The sequence below is a fragment of the Thauera butanivorans genome (genome assembly GCF_048398245.1).
GTDB classification, from domain to species: Bacteria; Pseudomonadota; Gammaproteobacteria; order Burkholderiales; family Rhodocyclaceae; genus Thauera; species Thauera butanivorans.
Genome location: NZ_CP183038.1, coordinates 2,521,334 through 2,543,161 on the forward strand (window position 1 = coordinate 2,521,334; position 21,828 = coordinate 2,543,161).

Annotated in this window: 15 protein-coding genes; 8 read left to right on the plus strand and 7 right to left on the minus strand. The window is 67.3% G+C overall.

The window, feature by feature from the left end:
• Positions 1-7: 7 nt before the first annotated feature.
• Positions 8-1,522, minus strand: a complete 1,515-nt coding sequence (locus tag ACNQFN_RS12330) for a CoA-acylating methylmalonate-semialdehyde dehydrogenase (protein WP_418646643.1) — start codon at positions 1,520-1,522, stop codon at positions 8-10.
• A gap of 177 nt (positions 1,523-1,699) precedes the next feature.
• Between ACNQFN_RS12330 and ACNQFN_RS12335 the strand changes: the two genes are divergently transcribed.
• From ACNQFN_RS12335 to ACNQFN_RS12350, 4 genes are all read left to right on the plus strand, one after another.
• The gene (locus ACNQFN_RS12335) at positions 1,700-3,169 is read left to right on the plus strand and encodes a helix-turn-helix domain-containing protein (RefSeq protein ID WP_418646644.1); all 1,470 of its coding nucleotides are present in this window, start codon (positions 1,700-1,702) and stop codon (positions 3,167-3,169) included.
• 159 nt (positions 3,170-3,328) lie between these two features.
• Positions 3,329-5,359, plus strand: coding sequence for a ribonucleoside triphosphate reductase (locus tag ACNQFN_RS12340; protein WP_418646645.1), 2,031 nt, complete (start codon positions 3,329-3,331; stop codon positions 5,357-5,359).
• 28 nt (positions 5,360-5,387) lie between these two features.
• Positions 5,388-5,585 (plus strand): anaerobic ribonucleoside-triphosphate reductase, encoded by a 198-nt coding sequence (gene nrdD, locus ACNQFN_RS12345; protein WP_418646646.1) that lies wholly within the window; start codon positions 5,388-5,390, stop codon positions 5,583-5,585.
• A 13-nt stretch (positions 5,586-5,598) separates the two neighbouring features.
• Positions 5,599-6,192, plus strand: a complete 594-nt coding sequence (locus ACNQFN_RS12350) for an anaerobic ribonucleoside-triphosphate reductase activating protein (protein ID WP_418646647.1) — start codon at positions 5,599-5,601, stop codon at positions 6,190-6,192.
• A gap of 54 nt (positions 6,193-6,246) precedes the next feature.
• Here the strand turns inward: ACNQFN_RS12350 and ACNQFN_RS12355 are convergent, their stop codons facing one another.
• The 6 genes from ACNQFN_RS12355 to prpC form a co-directional block, all read right to left on the minus strand.
• Positions 6,247-6,834: a GntR family transcriptional regulator gene (locus ACNQFN_RS12355; RefSeq protein WP_418646648.1), complete on the minus strand. Its 588-nt coding sequence runs from the start codon at positions 6,832-6,834 to the stop codon at positions 6,247-6,249.
• A gap of 65 nt (positions 6,835-6,899) precedes the next feature.
• Positions 6,900-10,382: a pyruvate carboxylase gene (locus tag ACNQFN_RS12360; RefSeq protein WP_418646649.1), complete on the minus strand. Its 3,483-nt coding sequence runs from the start codon at positions 10,380-10,382 to the stop codon at positions 6,900-6,902.
• Between the two features lie 129 nt (positions 10,383-10,511).
• Entirely contained in the window at positions 10,512-11,372 is an 861-nt protein-coding gene (locus ACNQFN_RS12365) for an isocitrate lyase/PEP mutase family protein (RefSeq protein WP_418646650.1), read from the minus strand.
• 34 nt (positions 11,373-11,406) lie between these two features.
• Complete coding sequence (gene prpF, locus ACNQFN_RS12370) at positions 11,407-12,606, minus strand: 2-methylaconitate cis-trans isomerase PrpF (RefSeq protein ID WP_418646651.1); 1,200 nt, start codon at positions 12,604-12,606, stop codon at positions 11,407-11,409.
• Between the two features lie 92 nt (positions 12,607-12,698).
• Entirely contained in the window at positions 12,699-15,332 is a 2,634-nt protein-coding gene (acnD, locus tag ACNQFN_RS12375) for a Fe/S-dependent 2-methylisocitrate dehydratase AcnD (protein WP_418646652.1), read from the minus strand.
• A 157-nt stretch (positions 15,333-15,489) separates the two neighbouring features.
• A complete protein-coding gene (gene prpC / locus ACNQFN_RS12380) occupies positions 15,490-16,647 on the minus strand; it encodes a bifunctional 2-methylcitrate synthase/citrate synthase (RefSeq protein ID WP_418646653.1) in 1,158 nt (385 codons plus the stop codon).
• 325 nt (positions 16,648-16,972) lie between these two features.
• On the opposite strand from prpC, the gene ACNQFN_RS12385 reads away from it, so the two are divergent.
• The 4 genes from ACNQFN_RS12385 to ACNQFN_RS12400 all read left to right on the plus strand — a co-directional run bounded on the left by ACNQFN_RS12385 (position 16,973) and on the right by ACNQFN_RS12400 (position 21,736).
• Complete coding sequence (locus ACNQFN_RS12385) at positions 16,973-18,454, plus strand: short-chain fatty acyl-CoA regulator family protein (protein ID WP_068635061.1); 1,482 nt, start codon at positions 16,973-16,975, stop codon at positions 18,452-18,454.
• A gap of 168 nt (positions 18,455-18,622) precedes the next feature.
• Positions 18,623-19,105 carry a peroxiredoxin gene (locus ACNQFN_RS12390; RefSeq protein ID WP_418648920.1) on the plus strand — a complete coding sequence of 161 codons (483 nt, stop codon included), beginning with the start codon at positions 18,623-18,625 and terminating at the stop codon, positions 19,103-19,105.
• Positions 19,095-19,580, plus strand: a complete 486-nt coding sequence (locus ACNQFN_RS12395; protein ID WP_068635059.1) for an FKBP-type peptidyl-prolyl cis-trans isomerase — start codon at positions 19,095-19,097, stop codon at positions 19,578-19,580. The genes ACNQFN_RS12390 and ACNQFN_RS12395 overlap by 11 nt, the downstream gene beginning before the upstream one ends.
• Before the next feature lie 95 nt (positions 19,581-19,675).
• The gene (locus ACNQFN_RS12400) at positions 19,676-21,736 is read left to right on the plus strand and encodes a dipeptide ABC transporter ATP-binding protein (protein ID WP_418646654.1); all 2,061 of its coding nucleotides are present in this window, start codon (positions 19,676-19,678) and stop codon (positions 21,734-21,736) included.
• Positions 21,737-21,828 lie beyond the last annotated feature (92 nt).

The window sequence follows — 21,828 nt, forward strand, 5'->3', positions numbered from 1 at the left end:
GGCCGGCTTACTTCAGGCTGATGGTGGTGTTGACCGGCGCCACCACGCCGTCGTCGAACCAGCGCGCGGTGACGGTCTTGGTCTGGGTGTAGAACAGGATCACCTGCTGGCCGTAGGGGCCGAGGTCGCCCAGCTTGGAACCGCGCGAGCCGGTGAAGGAGAACAGCGGCACCGGCACCGGGATGGGCACGTTGATGCCCACCTGGCCGACGTCGATCTCCTCCTGGAACTTGCGCGCCGCCGCGCCCGACTGGGTGAACACCCCGGTGCCGTTGCCGTTGGGGTTGGCGTTGATCAGCGCGATGGCCTCGTCCAGCGACTCCACCGCCATCGTGCACAGCACCGGGCCGAAGATTTCCTCGTCGTAGATGCGCATGCCGGGCTTGACGCCGGAGAATAGCGTGGGGGCGACGAAGTTGCCGTCCGGGTAGCCGGGCACCTGCGGGGCGCGGCCGTCCAGTTCCAGCGTGGCGCCTTCCTCGACGCCGGCTGCGATCAGCTCCAGGATGCGGGCCCTGGCCGCGCGCGAGACGACGGGGCCGACGTCGGTGCCGGCTTCGTGGCCGGCATTGACCTTCAGCGCGCGGGCACGCTCGACCAGTTCCGGCAGCCACTGCGCCGCTTCGCCGACGAAGACCACCACCGACGAGGCCATGCAGCGCTGGCCGGCGGCGCCGAAGCCGGCCCCGGCCAGGGCGTTCAGCGTCTGTTCCTTGTGCGCGTCGGGCAGCACGACGACATGGTTCTTGGCGCCCATCATGCATTGCGCGCGCTTGCCGGCGAGGCTGGCGCGGTTGTAGACGTGGGTGCCGACGCGGGTCGAGCCGACGAAGGACACCGCCTTGATGTCCGGGTGGTCGCAGATGCCGTTGACCACGTCGACCGCACCATGCACGACGTTGAGCACGCCGGCCGGAATGCCGGCCTCGATCGCCAGTTCGACCAGCCGCATCGTGGACAGCGGGTCCTGCTCGGAAGGCTTGAGCACGAAGGTGTTGCCGCAGGCGATCGCCATCGGGAACATCCACAGCGGGATCATCGCCGGGAAGTTGAACGGCGTGATGCCGGCGCAGACGCCGATCGGCTGCTGCAGGGTGTAGGTATCGACGCCGGTGGCGACGTTGTTGGCCAGTCCGCCGAGCTGCAGCGTGCCGATGTTGGCAGCGTGCTCCACCACCTCCAGACCGCGGAAGACGTCGCCCTCGGCGTCGGGCAGGGTCTTGCCCTGTTCGGCGGTCAGGATGGCCGCCACTTCCTTCATGTTCTCGCGGATCAACTGCTGGTACTTCAGGAAGATGCGTGCGCGGGCACCGATGGGCGTCTTCCTCCAGCTTTCGAAGGCTTTCCTGGCCGCGGCGACGGCGGCATCCACTTCTTCTGCGGTGGCCATCGGCACGCGGGCCAGCACCTGCTGGGTGGCGGGGTTGACCACGTCGCGCCATTCGGTGGTGCGCGATTCGACGAATTCGCCGTTGATCAGCAGTTTGACGGTGGGGATGGTGCTGCTTTGGGTCGTATTCATGGGTGTCTCCTTCCGGTTCTCGTTGCGGCTGCGCGGACATGCCTGCCGTGTTCGACCGCATCGTATTTACATGCCTTGAAATCATCAATAAGCTATTGATGTAAAAGAGAAATCATGTAAATAAATTCGCAATGGAAAGCGTGAAATTGCGAATCATGTGAACGAGGAGGCGAGGTCTTGAACCACAAGCTGTTCATTGGCGCCCGCCTGCGCCGCCTGCGTGAGCAGGCAGGCTTGAACCAGGCCGCGATGGCTGCCCGGCTGGGTATTTCACTGAGCTATGTCTGCCAGCTGGAGAACAACCAGCGCCCGGTGAGCGCCACCGTGCTGCTGAAACTGGTCGAGGCTTTCGACTGCGAAGTGAGCGATTTTTCGGAGGAGCAGGACCGGCGCCTGCTGGGCGAACTGAGGGACGTGTTCCGCGATCGCCTGCTGGCCGGGGAGGGCGTGGGCCAGGCGCAACTGGTGCGCATGGTCGAGCAGGTGCCCGAACTGGCCAGCGCCTTCGTCGGCCTGGTCCAGCGCCACCAGCGTCTGCAGGACGAATATGCGCAGTTGGCCGATCGCTTGCACGGCGATCAACTGCCGACGCTGCTCGCACCGTTGCCGCACGAAGAGGTGCGTGATTTCTTCAACCGGCGCGACAACTACATCGATACGCTGGATGCGTTGGCCGAGGAGCGGGCGGGCAGGGGAGGATTGGTGCCGGGCGAGCGTGCCGCGGCCCTGCGCAGGATCCTGCATGACGAGCATGGCATCGAGGTCGAAGGGCTCGGCAACACCGCTGCCGACGGCATGCTGCGGCGTTTCGATGCGCGCCGCAGCCGCCTCGCAGTGGCGACGCATCTGTCGGACGCCCAGCAGGCCTTCCAGATCGCCACCCAGCTGGCGCTGATCGCACACCGTGATGTCATCGAGGCGGAGATTGCCGCCGCCGGTTTTTCCGATGCGCAGACCAGCGCCCTGGCACGGCAGGGGCTGGCACATTACTTTGCCGGTGCGCTGCTGCTGCCCTATGGTGATTTTCGCGCCGCGGCACGCAGCTCGCGCTACGACATCGAGGCTTTGCAGCGGCGCTTCCACGTCGGCTTCGAAACAGTCTGCCATCGCCTGTCGACGCTTCAGCGAAGCGGTGCCCGTGGCGTGCCCTTCTATCTGGTGCGGGTGGACCAGGCCGGCAACATCTCCAAGCGCCAGAGCGCGACGGCTTTCCATTTCGCCCGTCACGGCGGTGCCTGCCCGCTGTGGCATGTGCACGATGCCTTCACTCAGCCGGGGCGCATCCTCACCCAGGTGGCGGAGATGCCCGACGGTACGCGCTTCTTCGGCATCGCCCGCAGCATCGGGCGCGGCGGCGGCGGCTGGCGGGTGCCGCGCAAGTCCTTCGCCATCGGCCTGGGCTGCGAACTGAGCCATGCCCGGGAGCTGGTCTATGCCGACGGCCTGGACCTCGACGCGCAGCGCGAGGTGGTGCCGATCGGCCCCGGCTGCCGCGTCTGCCCGCGCGCCGACTGCGTGCAGCGCGCATTTCCGCCAGCCGGCAAGCTGCTCGAAACCGGCGTCGATGTCGAGTTCCTGACCTCCTACCGCTTCGAGGACGAAGGGCGCAAGCACAGCGGGAACAGGGCGGCAGCCGCGCGCGGATAGGCGTGCCGGCGCAGCTTCCGGCCCTGCTGCCGATCCATCCGGCATTAGTGCAAACGCGGGCGGCAAGCTCGGATGGAGATCTTATTGATGTATGTCAAATCAACATGTAGTTGTTTGAGTGAAAAATTCAACTACATTTAGTGCATCAAGGGGACGAAAATGCAGAATCCGCCCGAACCCGCCAGCGTGATCAGCGCACGCAGGGTGATCAAGCGCGACGGCCGTCGCACTGCTTTCGATGCCGGCAAGATCCGTTCCGCGCTATCCCGTGCGGGCCGGGCCAGCGGCGAATACGGCGACGACGAAGCGGCCCGTCTCACCGAGCGGGTGCTGCGCGTGCTCGCCCACCGCTTCGGCAATCAGGCGGTCGGCATCGAGCAGATCCAGGACGTGGTCGAAGAAACGCTGATCGCCGACGGCCTCGCCGCCACCGCGCGCGCCTACATCGTCTACCGCGAACGGCACGCGGCGCTGCGCGGCGAGCGCAAGGTGCAGGTCGATGTCGAAAGCTCGGTCAATGAATATCTCACCCGCGCCGACTGGCGGGTCAATGCCAACGCCAACCAGGGCTATTCGCTGGGCGGGCTGATCCTCAACGTCGCCGGCAAGGTCACCGCCAACTACTGGCTGTCGCACGTCTACCCGCCCGAGGTCGGCGCCGCGCACCGCGAGGGCGACCTCCACATCCACGACCTGGACATGCTGTCCGGCTACTGCGCGGGCTGGTCGCTGCGCACCCTGCTGCACGAGGGCCTGAACGGCGTGCCGGGCAAGGTGGAGGCCGGTCCGCCCAGGCACATGTCCAGCGCGGTGGGGCAGATCGTGAACTTCCTCGGCACCATGCAGAACGAATGGGCGGGGGCGCAGGCCTTCTCGTCCTTCGATACCTACATGGCGCCCTTCGTGCGCAAGGACAACATGCGCTACGAGGAGGTGCGCCAGCACATCCAGGAACTCATCTACAACCTCAACGTGCCCTCGCGCTGGGGCACGCAGACGCCGTTCACCAACCTCACCTTCGACTGGACCTGCCCGGACGACCTGAAGGAGCAGATCCCCGTCATCGCCGGCGAGGAAATGCCCTTCGCCTACGGCGAGCTGCAGGCCGAGATGGACCTGATCAACCGCGCCTACATCGAGGTCATGTCGGCCGGCGACGCCAAGGGCAGGGTGTTCACCTTCCCGATCCCGACCTACAACATCACTCCGGACTTTCCGTGGGAGTCGGACAACGCCGCGCTGCTGTTCGACATGACGGCCAAGTACGGGCTGCCCTACTTCCAGAACTTCGTCAATTCCGAACTCCAGCCCAACATGGTGCGTTCCATGTGCTGCCGCCTGCAGCTCGACCTGCGCGAACTGCTCAAGCGCGGCAACGGCCTGTTCGGCAGCGCCGAGCAGACCGGCAGCCTGGGCGTGGTGACGGTGAATTGCGCGCGCCTGGGCTATCTGCACCGTGGCGACGAGGCCGGCCTGTTCTCCCGCCTCGACCGCCTGCTGGAGATCGGCCGCGACAGCCTGGAGATCAAGCGCAAGCTGATCCAGCGCCTCATCGACCAGGGCCTGTTCCCCTACACCAAACGCTACCTCGGCACGCTGCGCAACCACTTCTCCACGCTGGGGGTGAACGGCATCAACGAGATGATCCGCAACTTCAGCAACGATGCCGAAGACATCACCACCGAACGGGGCCACGCCTTCGCCGTGCGCCTGCTCGATCACGTGCGCGCCCGCATCACCGCCTTCCAGGAGGAAACCGGCCACCTGTACAACCTGGAGGCCACCCCGGCCGAGGGCACCACCTACCGCTTCGCCCGCGAGGATCGCAAGCGCTGGCCGGACATCCTGCAGGCCGGCACCACCGAGCAGCCGTACTACACCAACTCCTCGCAACTGCCCGCCGGCTTCACCGACGACCCCTTCGAAGCCCTGGCCCGGCAGGAGGCGCTGCAGCGCAAATACACCGGCGGCACCGTGCTGCACCTCTACATGGGCGAGCGCCTGTCCAGCGGCGAAGCCTGCAAGCGACTGGTGCGCCGCGCGCTGGAGAACTTCCGCCTGCCTTACATCACCGTGACGCCGACCTTCTCGATCTGCCCGGCGCACGGCTACCTGGCCGGCGAGCACGCCTTCTGCCCGAAGTGCGACGAAGAGCGCCTCGCCGCCAAGCGGGCACGGCTCGCCGCCTGACATTCCACTTTTCCACAAGGAGCACACCATGAACATGCACACCGCCAGCGAAACCCGCCATCTCGCCGACGCCGTCACCCTCAGCGACGAAGAGCGCCAGCCCTGCGAAGTGTGGACCCGCGTGATGGGCTACCACCGCCCGGTCGCCAGCTTCAACACCGGCAAGAAGGGCGAGCACGCCGAGCGCCGCTTCTTCGCTGAGAATCGCTGCGGCCTCGGTGGCTGAAGCAGGCTCCCCCATGTCCAGCCTGCGCGTCGGCGGCTTCGTGCCGCTGACCACCATCGACTTTCCCGGCCGGCTGGCCGCCGTGGTGTTCTGCCAGGGCTGCCCGTGGCGCTGCAGCTACTGCCACAATCCGCAGCTGATCCCGGCGGGGGCGGAAGCGGAGCGCCCATGGCAGGCAGTGCTGGACTTCCTCGAACGCCGCCGCGGCCTGCTCGACGGCGTGGTGTTCTCCGGCGGCGAACCGACCCTGCAGGCGGCGCTGCCGCAGGCCTTGCGCGAAGTCCGCGCACTCGGCTTCGAGACCGCGCTGCACACTGCAGGCATGTATCCCGACCGCCTCGCCGCGCTGCTGCCGCTGCTCGATTGGGTGGGGCTGGACATCAAGGGCCCGGCCGAACACTACGATGCGATCACCGCCACGCCTGGCAGCGCAAGCGCCGCGCAGCGCTCGCTGGAGCTGCTGCTGGCCAGCAGCGTCGACCACGAATGCCGAACGACCTGGCATGCCGGCCTGTTCGGCAGGGACGAACTGGACCGCCTCGGCGCTGGACTCGCGCAGCGCGGAGTACGGCGCTGGAAGGTGCAGGCCTGCCGCGTCGAAGGGTAAGCAGCGGTCGACGCATTGGCGTTCGAATAAGGTTCGCAAGCCGGGAGCGGCTGTTCAATTGGGCAGCGGCGCGGGCTCCTTGAGGTTTGCCAATCGCCGGCGCGCGGCGGCATAGGTTCGCCATACAGCTTCGGCCTGCGCTGCGTCGTGCCGGCTCAGGGTTGCATGCAGGGTAGGTGCGATGCCGGAAAAGCATTCGGCGTCACCGTCGCCGAAAGCGGGGCCGAGCGCTAGTCTGAGCTTTTCGCGCAGGCGAAGGATGGCGTCGGCGGCATAGCGATTGCCGGCGCTTTCGACCAGCCGTTCATAGTCGATCGGTCCGGCGACCGGGCCACGGCCGGCGGCTTCGCGCACGGCGAAGGCTTCCAGCAGCTCGAGCACGCCGAACAGTGCGCACACGTCGCTGCGGGAAAACTCCGCCACGCAGCAGCCGCGGCGTGGCTCGATCACCACCAGGCCCTCGTGGGCCAGCACTTTCAGCGCCTCGCGCACCGGCGTGCGGCTGACGCCGTAGCCGCGCGCAAGGGCGATTTCATCCAGCGCGGCGCCCGGCGGCAGTTCGTGGGCGAAGATGCGCTCGCGCAGCGAGTCACCGATGGCTTCGTATAGCGCTCGCGGGCGCAGCAGATCGTTGTCATTCATGTCCGTGCTCCTCCATCGGGTGGCTTGGAAGCCGGCCGTTGTGGCATCGTGGCAGTGGAAGGCACTCATGCCGCCTCCGCTGCTGTGAACTCGATCAGCAGATCCTTGGCTTCCACCTGATCACCGGGCCTGATGAAGATGCGGGCGATGGTCGCGTCGCGCTCGGCGCTCAGCACCGTCTCCATCTTCATCGCCTCGATCGACAGCAAGGGCGTGCCCTTCTTCACCGTCTGGCCGGCTTCGACGGCCACCATCACCACCGCGCCGGGCATCGGTGCGGGCAGGTGGGCGGCGTTGCCGTCCTCGGCCTTGGGGTGATTGCGCTGCGGCGCAGCCAGGCCGGCCTGGGCGACCTTGATCGGGCGCGCCTGGCCGTTGAGCTCGAAGAACAGCTTGACCATGCCGTCGTCGTCGGCTTCGGTGCGGCCGGTCAGGCGTACCGCGAGCGTCTTGCCGGCATCGATGGCGACGGCGATTTCATCGCGTTCGCTCATGCCGCTGAAGAACACCGGCGTCGGCAGCGTCGACACGTCGCCGTACTGGCGCTGGTGGCGGGCAAAGTCGGCGAAGACCTTGGGATACATCAGCCACGAGGCGAGGTCCTTGTCGTCGATGTCGCGGCCGGCCGCTTCGCTGGCGGCCGCGCGCGCGGCGTCGAGATCGGCCGGCGGCAGCACCGCGCCGGGGCGCTCGGTCAGTGGCGCCTGGCCCTTGAGCACCTTGCGCTGGAGTTCGGCCGGGAAGCCGTCCGGCGGCAGGCCGAGTTCGCCGCGCATCAGTTGCACGACGGATTCGGGGAAGGCGATCTCGCGCGCCGGGTCGAGCACGTCGGCCGGCGTGAGTTCGTTCGCGACCATGAAGATGGCCATGTCGCCGACCACCTTGGAGGTCGGGGTGACCTTGACGATGTCGCCGAACAGCATGTTGACGTCGGCATAGGCCTGGGCGATGGCGTCCCAGCGGTGTTCCAGCCCCATCGCGCGGGCCTGTTCGCGCAGGTTGGTGTATTGGCCGCCGGGCATTTCGTGGCGGTACACGTCGGCGGTGCCGGCGCGCATGTCGGCTTCGAAGGGGGCGTAGTGGCGGCGCACGCCTTCCCAGTAGTGGGAGAAATGGCGGAGCTGGTCGAGGGTGACGGCCGGCGCGCGTTCGCTGCCTTCCAGGGCGGCGACGATGGCGCCGAGTGAAGGCTGCGAGGTGAGACCGCTCATCGCGTCCATGGCGCCGTCCACCGCATCGACGCCGGCTTCGATAGCCGCCAGCACGCTGGCGGCGGAGGCGCCGCTGGTGTCGTGGGTGTGGAAGTGCACCGGCAGCCCGGTTTCCTCGCGCAGTGCCTTGACCAGCGCGCGCACCGCGCGTGGGCGGCAGATGCCGGCCATGTCCTTGATGCCGATGATGTGGGCGCCGGCACGTTCGAACTGTCTGGCCAGATCGACGTAGTACTTCAGCGAATACTTGTCGCGTCGGGCGTCGAACAGGTCGCCGGTGTAGCACAGAGCGGCTTCGCACAGCGCGCCGGACTCATTCACCGCGTCCATCGCCACCCGCATGTTGTCGGCGTTGTTGAGCGAATCGAAGACGCGGAACAGGTCGATGCCTTCGGCCGCCGCGCGCTGGACGAAGAAGCGCACCACGTTGTCCGGGTAGTTGGTGTAGCCGACCGCGTTGGAGGCGCGCAGCAGCATCTGGAACAGAATGTTGGGCACGCGCTCGCGCAGTTGTGCGAGGCGCTGCCACGGGTCTTCCTTGAGGAAGCGCATCGCCACGTCGAAGGTGGCGCCGCCCCAGCATTCCATCGACAGCAGGTCGGCGAGGTCTCGCGCATAGTGCGGTGCCACCGGCAGCATGTCGGCGGTGCGCATGCGGGTGGCGAACAGCGACTGGTGGGCGTCGCGCATCGTGGTGTCGGTGAGCAGCACCGCCTGTTGTTCGCGCATCCAGGTGGAGAAGCCCTTGGCGCCGAGTTCGCGCAGGCGGTCGCGGCTGCCGGCGGGGATAGTCGCATCCAGGCTGGCGGCTGACCAGATCAGGCTGCCGTCTTCGCGGCCGTGACCGAGGCTGCTGGCGGGAGCCGGCTGGCGGCCCTTCATTTCTGGGTTGCCGTTGACGACCACTTCGCCGATGAATTCGAGCATGCGCGTGGCGCGGTCCAGGCGCGGCGTGGTCGCAAGCAGTTCCGGCGTTTCGTCGATGAAGCGGGTGGTGCACGTGCCGTCGCGGAAGGACGGATGGTCGACCACGTTCTCGAGGAAGGCGAGGTTGTTGGCGACGCCGCGGATGCGGAACTCGCGCAGCGCGCGGTCCATGCGCTGTGCGGCTTCGGCCGGTTCGCGGCCCCAGGCGGTGACCTTGACCAGCAGCGAGTCGTAGTAGGGCGTGATCACCGCGCCGGTATAGGCGGTACCGGCGTCCAGGCGGATGCCGAAACCGGCGGCGCTGCGGTAGGCGCCGAGCTTGCCGTAGTCGGGCGCGAAGCCCTTGTCCGGGTCTTCGGTGGTGACGCGGCATTGCAGCGCGTGGCCGTTGAGGCGAATGTCGGCCTGCTCGGGCACACCGGATTCGGGCGTGCCGATGCGCGCGCCTTCGCTGACGTGGATCTGCGCCTTGACGATGTCGATGCCGGTGACTTCCTCGGTGACGGTGTGCTCGACCTGGATGCGCGGGTTCACTTCGATGAAGTAGAACTCGCCGCTGTCGGCGTCCATCAGGAATTCCACCGTGCCGGCGTGGGTGTAGCCGACCGAGCGGCACAGGCGCAGCGCGGCTTCACACAGCTCGGCGCGCTGAGTGTCGTTGAGGTAGGGGGCCGGAGCGCGCTCCACCACCTTCTGGTTGCGCCGCTGCACCGAGCAGTCGCGCTCGAACAAATGGACGAGCTGGCCATGGGTGTCGCCGAGAACCTGCACTTCGACGTGGCGGGCACGCACGATGCGCTTTTCCAGGTAGACCTCATCGTTGCCGAAAGCGGCCTTGGCTTCGCGCCGCGCAGCGGCGATGGCGGCAGCGAGCTCGTCCTCGCTGTCGATCGCGCGCATGCCGCGGCCGCCCCCGCCCCAACTTGCCTTGAGCATCAGCGGATAGCCGATCGCCGCGGCCTGGGCCTTCACTGCGTCGAGGTCGTCCGGCAGCGCGGCGGTGGCCGGAATCACCGGCACCTTTGCGGCAATGGCAGCGTTGCGCGCGGCCACCTTGTTGCCGAGCGTGCGCATCACCTCGGGCGAGGGGCCGATGAACTCGATGCCGGCGGCGGCACAGGCTTCGGCGAAGTCCGGATTCTCGGACAGGAAGCCGTAGCCGGGGTGGATGGCATCCACCCCGGCCTCGCGCGCGATGCGCAGGATGTCGTCGATGTCCAGGTAGGCCTGGATCGGCGTCTTGCCGGTGCCGACCAGATAGCTCTCGTCGGCCTTGAAGCGGTGCAGCGCGAAGCGGTCTTCGCGGGCGTAGATGGCAACGGTGCGGATGCCCAGCTCGGCGGCGGCGCGCATCACCCGGATGGCGATCTCGCTACGGTTTGCAACCAGCAGGCTTTTGATTTTTTTCATTCTTCATCGTCCTTTTCGGACATTTCCATTCCCTCTCCGCGGATCCGTTCTGCGCCTCTCGAAGGGAGGAGGGGCGCCCGGCGAGGGGCACCCAAAGGATGCTCGCCCGGGGAAAGGTATTCAGCCCGCTCAGATGTAGCGCTTTTCCAGCGCATCCCATTCGGCTTTGCCGACCAGGCGTTGACGTTCGGCAAAAGGCGTAACGAGGCCGCTCGATTCCTTGACCTCCTTTTCGTCGCGCAGCACGGTCAGCGCCTTCTGCATGCCGGCCACCGCACCCTGCAGCGCGGCGTTGGCGTACAGCACGAAACCGTAGCCCAGCTCACCCAGTTCGGTGGCGTTGAAGATCGGCGTCTTGCCGCCGATCACCATGTTCATCAACTGCGGCTTGGCGAGGCGCTGCGGCAGCGCGCGCACTTCCTCTTCCCCGGTCACGGCTTCGACGAACAGGATGTCGGCGCCGGCCTCGGCGAACTTGTGCGCGCGTTCGATGGCGGCCTCGAAGCCATGCACGGCGGCGGCGTCGGTGCGCGCCATGATCAGGAAGTCCTGGTCGCGGCGGGCGTCGGCGGCGGCCTTGATCTTGCCGACGGCCTCTTCGGTGCTGATCACGTCCTTGCCGTTGAAGTGGCCGCAGCGCTTGGGCGCGACCTGGTCTTCGAGCTGGATGCAGTCGGCGCCGGCGCGTTCCAGCGTGCGCACGGTGTGATAGACATTGACCGCGTTGCCGAAGCCGGTGTCGGCATCGACCAGCAGCGGCAGGTCGACGGCGTCGCGGATGCGGGCGGTGTGGTCGGCGATCTCGGCCAGGCCCATGAAGCCCTGGTCGGGCATGCCGAACCACATGTTGGTGACGCCGGCGCCGGTGATGTAGATGGCCTCGAAGCCGAGGTCGGCGATCACCCGCGCGGACAGCGCGTTGAATGCGCCCGGCACGATCACGCCGCGCCTGGCTTCGGCCAGGGCTTTCAGTTGCTTGCGAGTGGACATGGTGTCTCCTTGTTCGGGGGCTGTGTTCGAGGGGTCAGAAAGCGTCGCCGGGCACGCGTACCCAGCCTTCCATCAGCACGCGCGCGCTGCGGCTCATGATGGCCTTGGTGACGGTCCATTGACCGTCGACCAGCCGTGCCTCGGCGCCGACGCGCAGCGTGCCGGACGGATGGCCGAAACGGACCGCGGTGCGCTCGCCGCCGCCGGCGGCGAGATTGACCAGCGTGCCGGGAATCGCCGCGGCAGTGCCGATGGCGACTGCCGCGGTGCCCATCATCGCGTGGTGCAGCTTGCCCATCGACAGCGCGCGCACCAGCAGGTCGACCTCGCCGGCCGTGACCGTCTTGCCGCTGGAGGCCGCGTAGTCCTTGGGCTTCGAGACGAAGGCGATCTTGGGCGTGTGCTGGCGGGTGGCGGCTTCCGCCGGCGTCTTGATCAGGCCCATGCGCAGCGCGCCGGCGATGCGGATGGCCTCGAAGCGCGCCAGCGCCTCCGGGTCGCCGTTGATGTCCTCGCGCAGCTCGGTGCCCTGGTAGCCGATGTCTTCGGCGTTGACGAAAATGGTCGGGATGCCGGCGTTGATCATCGTCACCTTGAGCGTGCCCGCGTTTGCCACGCTTTCGGGCACTTCGAGGTCGTCGACCAGATTGCCGGTGGGGAACATCGATCCGCCTTCGTCACCGTCGTCGGACGGATCGAGGAATTCCAGTACGATCTCGGCGGCCGGGAAGGTGACGCCGTCCAGCTCGAAGTCGCCGGTTTCCTGCACCTGGCCGCCGGTGACCGGCACGTGGGCGATGATGGTCTTGCCGATGTTGGCCTGCCAGATGCGCACCACGCAGACGCCGTTTGCGGGAATGCGCGCCGGGTCGACAAGCCCCGCGTGGATGGCGAAGGCGCCTGCGGCAGTGGACAGGTTTCCGCAGTTGCCGGACCAATCCACGAAGGGCTTGTCGATCGAGACCTGGCCGTACAGGTAATCCACGTCGTGCTCAGGCCGGTTGCTCTTGGACAGGATCACGCACTTGCTGGTGCTGGAGGTGGCGCCGCCCATGCCGTCGATCTGCGCGGCATAGGGATCGGGGCTGCCGATGACGCGCATGAACAGCCTGTCGCGGGCCTCGCCCGGCGCCTGGCAGCGCTCGGGCAGGTCCTGCAGGCGGAAGAACACGCCCTTGCTGGTGCCGCCACGCATGTAGGTAGCGGGGATCTTGACTTGCGCTGCATGGGCCATGTGCGGGGCTCCTGTCAGGCCGCTGTGTATGGCGGCGGTGTGTGGGATGCGCAGGAAGCGTGCCGGGGCGCCGCTTCCTGCTCCTTGCTGCGTCAGACCGTCCCTTCCAGGAAGTCCTTGGCGAAGCGCTGCAGCACGCCGCCTGCTTCATATACCGAAACTTCCTCGTCCGAATCCAGCCGGCAGGTGACCGGCACCCGCAGGGTTTCGCCGTTCCGGCGGTGGATCAGCAGCGTCAGTTCGGCGCGCGGCTGCAGTTCGCCTTCCACATCGTACGTCTCGGTGCCGTCGAGCTGCAGCGTCAGGCGGTTGCTGCCCGGCTTGAATTCGAGCGGCAGCACGCCCATGCCGATCAGGTTGGTGCGGTGGATGCGCTCGAAGCCTTCGGCCACCACCGTTTCCACGCCTGCCAGGCGCACGCCCTTGGCCGCCCAGTCGCGGCTGGAGCCCTGGCCGTAGTCGGCGCCGGCGATGATGATGAGAGGCTGGCGGCGGTTCAGGTAGGTCTCGATCGCTTCCCACATGCGCATCACCTTGCCTTCCGGTTCGACGCGGGCCAGCGAGCCGCGTTTGACCTCGCCATCGACCACGGCCATTTCATTGACCAGCTGCGGGTTGGCGAAGGTGGCGCGCATCGCGGTCAGGTGATCGCCGCGGTGGGTGGCGTAGGAGTTGAAGTCTTCCTCCGGCAGGCCCATCTTCGCCAGGTATTCGCCCGCCGCGCTGCTCGCCAGGATGGCGTTGGACGGCGACAGGTGGTCGGTGGTGATGTTGTCCGGCAGGATGGCCAGCGGGCGCATGCCTTTCAGCGTGCGCGGATTGGCGGCCAGCGCGCCGACGCCTTCGGTGTCCCAGTAGGGCGGGCGGCGGATGTAGGTCGACATCGGACGCCAGTCGTACTGTGGCGACACGCGTTCGCCGTCGTCGCGGCGGATGGCGAACATCGGCTCATACACGGCGCGGAACTGCTCGGGCTTGACGGCGCTGGCGACGATGGCGTCGATTTCCTCGTCGCTCGGCCAGATGTCGCGCAAGTGGATTTCCTTGCCGTCGACCACCGCGAGCACGTCCTGCTCGATATCGAAGCGCACGGTGCCGGCGATCGCGTAGGCCACCACCAGCGGCGGCGAGGCCAGGAAGGCCTGCTTGGCATAGGGGTGGATGCGGCCGTCGAAGTTGCGGTTGCCCGACAGCACGGCGGTGGCGTACAGGTCGCGATCGATGATTTCCTGCTGGATCTTCGGATCGAGCGCGCCGCTCATGCCGTTGCAGGTGGTGCAGGCGAAGGCGACGATGCCGAAGCCCAGCTTTTCCAGCTCGCCCAGCAGGCCGGCTTCCTTCAGGTACAGCTCCACTGCCTTGGAGCCGGGCGCCAGCGAGGACTTGACCCAGGGCTTGCGCGTCAGGCCCAGCCGGTTGGCGTTGCGCGCCAGCAGTGCGGCGGCGATCACGTTGCGCGGGTTGCTGGTGTTGGTGCAGCTCGTGATCGCGGCGATGATCACCGCGCCGTCGGGCATCAGGCCCTGGGCTTCCTCTTCCTTGCCGGCGGCCAGCTTGGCGGGGTCGGCAATGCCACGCTCCTGCAGCGCCGACACCGGCAGGCGGCGGTGCGGGTTGCTTGGTCCGGCCATGTTGCGCACCACGGTGGACAGGTCGAAGCTCAGCACACGCTCGTACTCGGCGGTTTGCAGCGCGCTGCTCCAGATGCCGGCCTGCCTGGCGTAGGTTTCAACCAGTTTGACCTGTTCGGGGCTGCGGTCGGTCAGCTTGAGGTAGGCCAGGGTCTGCTGGTCGATGTAGAACAGCGCGGCGGTGGCGCCGTATTCGGGGCACATGTTGGAGATCGTGGAGCGGTCGCCGATCGACAGGCTGTCCGCGCCTTCGCCGAAGAATTCGACGTAGGCGCCCACCACTTTCTCCTTGCGCAGGAATTCGGTCAGCGCCAGCGCGATGTCGGTGGCGGTGATGCCGGGCTGGCGCTTGCCGGTGAGCCTGACGCCGACGATGTCGGGCAGGCGCATCCACGACGCGCGGCCGAGCATCACGTTCTCGGCTTCCAGGCCGCCGACGCCGACGGCGATCACGCCCAGCGCGTCGACGTGCGGGGTGTGGCTGTCGGTGCCCACACAGGTGTCGGGGAAGGCGACGCTCGTGTCGCCATCCTTCTGTACGTAGACCACGGGCGACATCTTCTCCAGATTGATCTGGTGCATGATGCCGTTGCCCGCGGGGATCACATCCACGTTGGCGAAAGCCTTCTTGGTCCATTCGATGAAGTGGAAGCGGTCTTCGTTGCGGCGGTCCTCGATCTCGCGGTTCTTGCGGAAGGCGTCGGGGTCGAAACCGCCGCACTCCACTGCCAGCGAGTGGTCGACGATCAATTGCACCGGCACCACCGGGTTCACCGCCGCCGGGTCGCCGCCGGCCGAAGCGATGGCGTCGCGCAGGCCGGCCAGGTCCACCAGCGCGGTCTGGCCGAGGATGTCGTGGCAGACCACCCGCACCGGGAACCAGGGGAAGTCGATCTCGCGCTTGCGCTCGATCAGTTGCGAAAGACAGGTGTCGATGATGGCCGGATCGGCCTTGCGCACGATGTTCTCGGCATGGATGCGGGCGGTGTACGGCAGCTTGTCCCAGGCGCCGGGCTGGATCGCGTCGACCGCTTCGCGGGCGTCGAAATAGTCCAGCGAGGTGCCGGGCAGGGGTTTGCGATGGGCTGTATTCATGGATGGCGGACGGCCGGGGCCGGCTCGAAAAAGGTTGTCGCAAGCGTCGATGCGGACGGGGAAGGCGCGGCGGGCAGCTTGCCGCCGCGCGGGCCGGGGCGCCGTGTGCGGCGGCCGTGGTGCCTTGACAGGAGGGAGATCACGGCCGCCGCGGCGCTCAGTGGCGTGCCTCGATGGGCACGAAGGGCTGGTCGTCCGGGCCGACGTAGTTGGCGCTCGGGCGGATGATCTTGTTGTCGATGCGCTGCTCGATGATGTGCGCCGCCCAGCCGCTGGTGCGCGCGATGACGAACAGCGGGGTGAACATCGCCGTCGGCACGCCCATCATGTGGTAGCTGACCGCGCTGAACCAGTCCAGGTTGGGGAACATCTTCTTCACTTCCCACATCACCTGTTCCAGCCGCTCGGCGATGTCGTACATCTTGGTCGAGCCGGCCTCATCCGACAGGCGCTTGGCCACACCCTTGATGACCACGTTGCGCGGGTCGCTGATCGTGTACACCGGGTGGCCGAAGCCGATCACCACTTCCTTGGCCTCCACGCGGCGGCGGATGTCGGCTTCCGCATCAATCGGATTGTCGTAGCGCTTCTGGATCTCGAAGGCCACCTCGTTGGCGCCGCCGTGCTTGGGTCCGCGCAGCGCGCCGATGGCGCCGGCGACGGCGGAGTACACGTCGCTGCCGGTGCCGGCAATCACGCGCGCGGTGAAGGTCGAGGCATTGAATTCATGCTCGGCGTACAGGTTCAGCGAGGTGTGCATCGCCCGCACCCAGGTCTCCGACGGCTTTTCGCCGTGCAGCAGGTGCAGGAAGTGGCCGCCGATGGAGTCGTCGTCGGTTTCCACCTCGATGCGCTGGCCCTTGGTGGACCAGTGGTACCAGTACAGCAGCATCGAGCCCAGCGAAGCCATCAGGCGGTCGGCGATGTCGCGCGCGCCCGGCGTGTTGTGGTCGTCCTTCTCCGGCAGCACACAGCCGAGCGCGGAGACGCCGGTGCGCATCACGTCCATCGGGTGGGCCGAGGCCGGCAGGCGCTCCAGCGCTTCCTTGACGCTGGCGGGCAGGCCGCGCATGGCTTTCAGCTTGGCCTTGTAGGCACGCAGCTCGGCCTTGGTCGGCAGCTTGCCGTGCACCAGCAGGTGAGCCACTTCCTCGAATTCGCAGCGCTCGGCGAGATCGAGGATGTCGTAGCCGCGATAGTGCAGATCGTTGCCGGTCTTGCCGACGGTGCACAAGGCGGTGTTGCCGGCGGTGACGCCGGACAGGGCGACCGATTTCTTCGTCTTCGGCGCGGTCTCGGTGGTAGCAGTGCTCATGCAGGTCTCCTTCGGTGGATGGGCACGGGCGGGAGGGCCGCCGGTGTCGATGGAGCGCACTATACGCAGCGAGAAAATTGCGTAAATGACTGAAAAGGCGAGGTTTTGCGAAGCGATATGAGTGAATTTGCAAAGCCTGCGAAGACCTTGGCCGGCCACTGCCGCGGCTGGAGGCGTTCACGAGGCGAAGGGTGTGGCTTGACGATGATTTGCAAGAATACGCAGCAAAAAAGTAATATAAGTTATTGATTTTGTGTATTTTGTAAATTTATCAGGCCTGGCTTGCAAATTTTGCGAATCAATTGGCCTTGTTATCGGAGCCAGCATGAAAAAGACCTTCATGGGCCCGCGCTTGCGCCGGCTGCGCGAGGAGCGCGGCCTGACCCAGGTGGCGCTGGCGCGGACGCTGGAGATCTCGCCCAGTTATCTGAACCAGATCGAGCAGAACCAGCGTCCGCTCACCGTGCAGGTGCTGCTGAAGATCAGCGCTGCGCTGGACGTGGATGTGCAGCGCTTTTCAGATGACGACGAGGCTCGGCTGATCACCGATCTGCGTGAAGTGCTCGGCAGCGGCGCGCTCGGCGCGATGCTGGACGAACCGGTGTCGCTGGCCGACGTCCGCGAACTGGCCGCCGGCATGCCCGCCATCGGCCGCGCCCTGATCGCGCTCGACCGGCGCTGCCGCGAGGCCGAGGAGCGCGTCGATGCGCTCGCCACCCGCCTGGGCGAGGACCGCGGCGCGGTGGCCGGTGCACCGCCGATGCCTTACGAGGAAGTGCGCGACTTCTTCTACGCCCGCCACAACCACGTCGCCGAGCTGGACGATCTCGCCGAGCGCCTGTTCGGGGCCTGGTCGCTGCAGCCGGGCGACGTCGCTGCCGGGCTGGCGGCGCGGCTGGCGAAGGTGCATGGCGTGCGCGTGGTGCGAGACGACGCCGGCTTCGGCGAGGAGGGCCACGAGGACGGCCCGCTGCGTGCGTTCGATCCGGTGGCGCGCGTGCTGAGCCTGTCGCCGCTGCTCGAACCCGGCCAGCAGGCTTTCCAGATGGCGACCCAGCTCGCCTTTCTGGAGGCGGGGGAGGAGATCGATCGCATCGCCGCCGAGGCACCGTTCCGCAGCGACGAGGCCAGGGTGCTGGCGCGCATCGGACTGGCCAACTACTTCGCCGGCGCACTGGTGCTTCCCTACGGCCGCTTCGTGGCTGCGGCGGAGCGGCTGCGCTACGACATCGATCGCCTCGGCCGGCGCTTCGGTGTCGGCTTCGAGACCGTCTGCCACCGCCTGTCCACGCTGCAGCGGCCGGATGCGCGCGGCGTGCCTTTCTTCTTCGTGCGGGTGGATCGCGCCGGCAACATCTCCAAGCGCCAGTCGGCGACCGATTTCCACTTCTCCCGCGTCGGCGGCACCTGTCCGCTGTGGAACGTGTACGAAGCCTTCGCGCGGCCGGGCCACATCCTGACCCAGCTCGCCGCGATGCCCGACGGCCGCACCTATTTGTGGATCGCACGCTGCGTGTCGCACAGCCGCGGCGGCTACGGCGTACCGGAAAAGAGCTTCGCCATCGGCCTGGGCTGCGACCTGCGCCACGCTTCGCGGCTGGTCTACGCCAAGGGGCTCAAGCTCGACGACCCCGAGGCGCCGACACCGATCGGCGCCGGCTGCAAGGTGTGCGAACGCCCCTCCTGTCCGCAGCGGGCCTTTCCGCCGGTGGGCGGCGGCCTGGCGATCGACGAGAACCGCAGCCGCTTCGAGCCTTATGCCGCGGTGGTACGCAGCGGCGTGCGCAGGGTACAGGTGCGCGGATAGTGGAACTTGTTTGTGGCCGGACGCCGCGTGCGCATCTATTATTCCGGTTACAGAAAAACAGAGAGGGAGTGAGCCATGTTGGTCCAGCCCCACCCGGAATCCCAGCCCGGCCCCGGTAGAGTTCGCCGGGGGTCTCGGCTAGAATCCGCCTCACGTCAGGGAGAGCCCATGCTGCAAAGCGGAGATACCGCGCCCCCGTTTTCCTTGCCCGATGCGGACATGGAGGTCTTCGACCTCGCATCCTTGCAGGGCAAGCATCATGTGGTTCTTTATTTCTATCCCCGCGACCGGACGCCGAGCTGCACGCTGCAGGCCGCAGATTTCAGCGATCACGAGGACGATTTTGCCCGCCACGGCTGCATCGTGGTCGGCGTGAGTCCTGACGACTGCCTGACGCACGCCGATTTCCGCGACGAGGAAGGCCTGTCGATCCGGCTGCTGTCGGATGCCGACAAGGAGGTCTGTCGCCTGTACGGCGTATGGCAGCAGAAGGAAGTCGATGGCATCAAGAAGATGGGCGTGCGGCGCTCGACCTTCATCATCGACAAACGGGGCGTGATCCGCCATGCGCTCTATGATGTAGCACCCCGTGGCCACGCGGCTGCGGTTTTTGAACTGGTCAAGAAACTGGAAGCCGACAATGCAGAATGAAATCGTGAAAAATAGCGTCGTGACGCTCAACTACACCGTCCGCGACACGGACGGCGCCGTCATCGACGATGGCCAGCACCCGCTGGTGTATCTGCACGGCGGATACGACGGCATCTTCCCGGTGCTGGAAGAAACCCTGCACGGCAAGAAGGTCGGTGAAAGCTTCCAGGTCAAGCTGCAGCCGGAAGACGCCTTCGGCGACTACGACGAGGAACTGATCCTGGTCGAGGACGCCAAGCTGTTTCCGGACAATATCGAAGTCGGCATGAGCTTCGAGCGCACCTCCGACGACGGTGAGGACGACGTCATCTACCGCATCACCGACATCGCCGACGGCAAGGTCGTGGTCGACGGCAACCATCCGCTGGCCGGTGTCGCGCTGGTGTTCGAGGTCACCGTCGCCGAAGTGCGTGCCGCCACCGCCGAGGAAGTCTCCCACGGCCACGTTCATGGCGCGGGCGGACATCACCACTGATCGTGCCCAGGCCGCGCAAGCGGCCTTTTTTCAGTCTCTTTTCTGTTGCGCTCCGGGGCTGCCGCAGTTCCGGACATAGCCAGACAACGCCAGCAATGAACCTTTCCGCGCCAGCCGCGGCTTCTTCCGGCGGTGCCGTTCCGCTTCTGTCCGTCTCCGGGCTCGCCGTCGCCATCGACCGCGGTGGCGCCGTCGCGGCGCGGCCGGTCGACGGCGTGGATCTGGCGATCGCCGCAGGCGAGACCTTCGCGCTGCTCGGCGAATCGGGCTGCGGCAAATCGATTACCGCGCTCGCGCTGACGCGGCTGCTGCCCGACGGCGGCCGCATCGAGCGCGGCGAGATCCGCCTGGGCGGCGAAGACCTGCTGCGCCTGCCGGAGTCGGTGATGCGCAGCGTGCGCGGCGGGCGCATCGGCATGATCTTCCAGGAGCCCTCGACCAGCCTGAATCCGGTGATGACGGTCGGTGCCCAGATCGCCGAGGCGCTGGCGCAGCATGGGGTGAACGGCGTGCGGGCCGAAGCGGAAGCCTGTCGCCTGCTCGAAGCGGTCGGCATTCCCGATCCGGCACGGCGGCTGCGCGATTTCCCGTTCCAGTTCTCCGGCGGCATGAAGCAGCGCGTGATGATCGCGATGGCGCTCGCCGGACAGCCGCAGCTGCTGATCGCCGACGAGCCGACGACGGCGCTCGACGTCACCATCCAGGCCCAGGTGCTGGACCTGCTGGTGAAGATCCAGGCCGAGCGCGGCATGGGCATGCTGCTGATCACGCACGATCTCGGCGTGGTGGCGCGCATGGCGCACCGGGTCGGCGTGATGTACGCGGGCGAACTGGTCGAGACCGGGCCGCGTGAAGCCTTCTTCCACGCACCGCTGCATCCATACTCGCGCAAGCTGTTCGCCGCCTTGCCGGGCGCGGCGAAGCGGGGCGCGCCGCTGGATGCGCCCAGCGGCGCCGTGCCGACGCTGGACCGGGATTTTCCGGGTTGCCGCTTCGCCGAACGCTGCGCGCTGGCCTTCGATCGCTGTGACGACGAGTCGCCGGCCTGGCACCGCATCGGCGAGCAGGCGGTGCGCTGCCATCTGTACGAAGGCGTGGCCGTGCCGCATCACCGGCCTGCCGGCGTGCAGCCGGAGGCCGCGCCATGGCGCGCGCGCCAGGCTGCGCCGGTGCTGGAAGTGAAGGATCTCAGCGTCCATTTCCCGGTGCGCAAAGGGCTGCTGCGGCGTACGGTCGGGCATGTCCGCGCGGTCGACGGCGTCAGCCTGAGCCTCGCACCCGGGCGGACGCTGGCGCTGGTCGGCGAATCGGGCTGCGGCAAGACCACGGTCGGCAAGGCCGCGCTGAAGCTGATCGAGCCGACCGCCGGCGAGCTCTTCCTCGGCGGCGAGAACATCAACGCGCACCGCGGCGAAGCGCTGCGGGCCATGCGCCGGGTGGTGCAGATGGTGTTCCAGGATCCGTTCGCGTCGCTCAATCCGCGCATGCGCGTCGGCGACATCATCGAGGAGGGCATGGCCAGCCTCGGCGTCGAAGCCGATTCGAATGCCCGCCGCGCACGCGTCGATGAACTGCTCGAACGCGTCGGCCTGTCGGCCGACATGCGCTGGCGCTACCCCCACGAGTTTTCCGGCGGCCAGCGCCAGCGCATCGCGGTAGCGCGCGCGCTGGCGGTGTCGCCGCAGGTGATCATCTGCGACGAGCCGACCAGCGCGCTCGACGTGTCGGTGCAGGCGCAACTGCTGAACCTGATGCGCGAGCTGCAGGCCGAGCGTGGCCTGGCCTACCTGTTCATCACCCACAACCTGGCGGTGGTCGAATACCTGGCAGACGACGTGGCGGTGATGTACCTCGGGCGCATCGTCGAGCAGGGGCCGGCCGACAAGGTGCTGCGCGCGCCGGCCCATCCCTATACGCGCGCCTTGCTCGCCGCGGTGCCGAGGATCGGCGAGGAGCACAGGGAAATGAGCGGCAAGGGTGGCGATGCGGCGCCGGTCGCGAGCGACCTGCCTTCGCCGCTGAACCCGCCGGCGGGCTGCCACTTCCATCCGCGCTGCCCGCACGCGACCGAAGTCTGCCGCATCAGCTACCCGCCGGTGACCGAGTTCGGCCAGGGCCACCGTTTCCGCTGCCACTGGCCGCGGCTGGGAGATTGAGCAGGAAGGCAACTAGGCAGGGGGCCAGAGTGCAGCGGAACCCACCGCGCCACGCTTGAGGCGATGGGTTTCGCCTTCGGCTCTTCCCATCC